Raw genomic sequence first — 3340 nt, 5'->3', positions numbered from 1 at the left:
ATCTCAGCCACGTTTGTGGCACTCCAATACACCGTTTACACGGCGCACTTATATCCCCGCCCGATTGGGCGAGGGTTTACGACGATTTTGCTAATTTATTTAAGCTAACTGGCGTTTCATGCAATACCTTAAGCTGGGCAATACAGATGATCTCAAGCGTCAGCACGGAGAATGACCATTCAGAGGAAATGGCAGCTGATGCCAAACAGGCAAAAAAACTATTGCCAGCTTCAACAGGTAGTGCACGTAGCGTATGTGAACAACAAGCGATTAGGTCGTCTATTATGTTGCAGACACTGTGTATAGAACAACATCAGTAATGGCAGGAGGGTGACCATGGCTCTTATTTCACCTGATTTTACCTTTTCACATCAGCGATTGACCGATATTGACCTGAACGCTTTTGCGCCTTATTTTGCCAATCTTCCCGCTGACCCTTATGTCAATGGTGACTACCGTTTTCGCCGCTACTCCCGGTTTACCGGGCCTGCAGAGTGCCTGGAAAGATTACCCCACGATGACTTTGTCCAGTCCCGTTCGGTCAATTACCTCAGTGGCGACATCCTGCGGGAGTTTGCTGAAATTGAACCAGCCTTGACGGAGCTGCCGGAATTTCAGTCCCTGTTCAGGCAGGTAAACGGTTTTTTCGGTCTTAATCCGGCGCGTACCGTTTATGGCGTGCATCAAATCCGGATCACCTGCTCTGGCGCTGATCACGGCTTGCCGGTGCCGGAGGGCATTCACCAGGACGGCTTCGACCTGATCGCCATTCTGTGCGTTGCCCGCAAAAACGTCGAGGGTGCAGATACCGGAATTTTTTATCATCCGGAACAAAAACCTGCCTATAATTCTACGCTGTTGCCCGCGGATATTGTTTACTGTAATGATCGACGGGTCTATCACTATACCTCTGCTATTCAGGTCAGCAGTGGCGAGGTCTCCGGGCATCGGGATGTTTTCGTTATTACGGTAAGCCTGGAGGATGAACAGTGGAAAAACAACATACTTCAACCAACCTCCAGCGTATCCGACAGCAATTTCCAGCCCTTGAGCGGCTCGAAGGAAACCACCGGGCAGTCTATTCTGATGCCCCGGGAGGTACCCAGGTTCCTATATCGGTGATCAATGCCATGTCGGATTACCAGCAAACGGGTACCGCCAATCTGGGTGGTTTTTTTGCCACCAGTGAAGAAACCATGGCACTGCTGGAGCAGGCCAGGGAGGCCGCAGGGCAGTTATTAAATGCCCCTGTTGACAGCATTGCCTTCGGTGCCAATATGACCTCCCTGACCCTGGCACTGAGCAGAGCCATAGCCAGAACCTGGCAAAAGGGTGATGAGATTATTGTTTCATCGCTGGACCATGACGCCAATATCACCCCCTGGGTGCTGGCGGCAGAAGAACGGGGATGTACGATCCGGACGATGGATTTTACCACCAGTCAAAATCTCAGCGTCACTGAGCTTGAGCGCCTGCTGTCCGGCCGAACACGGCTGGTGGCATTTACCCTGGCCTCTAATGTAACCGGCAGCATCACCCCGGCATCAGAACTGATCAAGGCCGCACATTCCGTGAATGCCCTGGTCCATGTTGACGCCGTTCACTACACCGCCCACCGGTTACCGGATGTGCAGGCCCTTGGTGCCGATTTCCTGGCCTGTTCGGCCTACAAGTTCTGCGGTCCTTATCTGGGGGTGCAGTATGGTCGGCCGGAACTGTTGGTCAGCCTGAAGCCTTATAAAGTCCGGGCAGCAAATGACCAGCCACCCTGGTGCTGGGAGACTGGAACACAGAACTTTACCGCGATTTCCGGATTGCTGGCCTGTATTAAATACCATGGCTGGCTCACCGGTTCAGACCATGACCGCAAGGGATTGCAGGCGTCGGCAAACTGGATCGAGGAACACGAACAACAGTTGTCGCAACGGTTTCTCGACGGTCTCAAGCACATGGCCGGGTTCACCTTGTACGGCTCGGATACCACGGTTAACCGAACCCCCACGTTTGCTTTGGCCCACCATCGACAATCCTCGGCCAGGCTGGCACAACTGCTGGCCCGGCACGGTATCTATTCCTGGTCCGGCCATTTTTATGCACTGGACCTGCTTGACCGGCTCAACCTTCAGGAGCGGGATGGGTTACTGCGCATAGGCTTTGTCCACTACCATACGCTGGAAGAGATAGACAGGGTCCTTAACGTTCTGGAAGATATTGCTGCGTGATTTACCAGATGATGCATCAGCAGTGGCCCTATTTTGCAAGACACCTGTCCTTTATACCCTGCCTCGCCATAGGAACGCCCAGATACGCTGAGCCCGCAACAAAACGTCAACAGCAGTTGGGGAAAAACATCCCAATTGAGAGGCATTCTGAAGTAAAATATCGGGAAATCCATCTTTCCATCCATGGAACTGCTTTCTCATAAACAATGTTAGGCAGATTCCCGTCAATGGCCATTCTCTATGAGTAAAAAGAGCCGTCGCATCCAGGAAGCCTGGGACGATGAAGAAACCGAAGAAATCATCTATGTCAGCAAATCTGAGCTGAAGCGGGACATGGAGGAACTTAAGAACATGGGTACCCGGCTGATGGAACTTAAACCGGCATTGCTGGATAAGTTGCCTCTGCATGATCGCCTGCGTGCAGCATTGGATGAGAGCAAACGCATCAAAAGCAACAATGCAAGAAAGCGCCATCTGGGCTTTATTGGCAAACTGATGGCTGACCAGGACATCGAGCCGATAATGGCGCTTCTTAACCAGCTGGATTCCTCCAGTGAAGATTACAACCGCCGGTTTCATCAATTGGAGCGGTGGCGTGACCAGCTTATCCATGACGATGACAGTCACACTGTATTAACTGAATATCTGAAGCACTACCCTGAAGCTGACCACCAGCATATCCGTCAGCTGGTCCGTAATGCCCGGAAAGAAGCGTCTCAGGATAAGCCCCCGGCGGCGGCACGAAAGCTGTTCAAATACCTGAGAGAAGTGGACGAGCTTTAAGGATCACCATAACAGGCTGAACCAGCCTGCCCCCCTATCCTTTTGTAAGTCGGGATTTCTCCGGTCACCACCGGGACTTCAAAAGTCATACTGCCTGGTGCAAAAAAGCGCCAATACCCATGCAACCCACACCCTCGTTCCCACGCTCTGCGTGGGATTGCGTACCGGAGCTTGCAGGATGTGAAACAACCTGTTTTTGTCAGGAACCGTGGGGTTTTAATGGGGGTTTTGCATTAACAGCGAGTTTCGGGTATGCATTCCCACGGAGGACCCTGGAAACTAGGAGGCTGTCCGAGAATAGCGCCCGTCTAGGCGACCCCGTAGCGAGGACGACA

Annotated in this window: 4 protein-coding genes; all 4 read left to right on the top strand. The window is 52.3% G+C overall.

All coding sequences use genetic code 11. The features are described from left to right. Positions 1 to 320, top strand: a 320-nt coding sequence (locus tag KDK15_RS15215) for a hypothetical protein (protein ID WP_257296238.1), incomplete at its 5' end; no start/stop codon positions are given. Between the two features lie 16 nt (positions 321 to 336). Beyond that, positions 337 to 1122: a 2OG-Fe dioxygenase family protein gene (locus KDK15_RS15210; protein ID WP_257296237.1), complete on the top strand. Its 786-nt coding sequence runs from the start codon at positions 337 to 339 to the stop codon at positions 1120 to 1122. Beyond that, positions 1026 to 2222: a cysteine desulfurase-like protein gene (locus tag KDK15_RS15205; protein WP_257296239.1), complete on the top strand. Its 1197-nt coding sequence runs from the start codon at positions 1026 to 1028 to the stop codon at positions 2220 to 2222. The genes KDK15_RS15210 and KDK15_RS15205 overlap by 97 nt, the downstream gene beginning before the upstream one ends. 240 nt (positions 2223 to 2462) lie before the next feature. Next, positions 2463 to 3005 (top strand): ribosome biogenesis factor YjgA, encoded by a 543-nt coding sequence (gene yjgA, locus KDK15_RS15200; RefSeq protein ID WP_257296236.1) that lies wholly within the window; start codon positions 2463 to 2465, stop codon positions 3003 to 3005. Positions 3006 to 3340: the final 335 nt, after the last annotated feature.

This window comes from Endozoicomonas sp. YOMI1 (assembly GCF_024606345.1).
Taxonomy (GTDB): Bacteria; Pseudomonadota; Gammaproteobacteria; order Pseudomonadales; family Endozoicomonadaceae; genus Endozoicomonas.
Note: the sequence above shows the minus strand (reverse complement) of the source record. Positions and strands in the feature narration are given on the sequence as shown.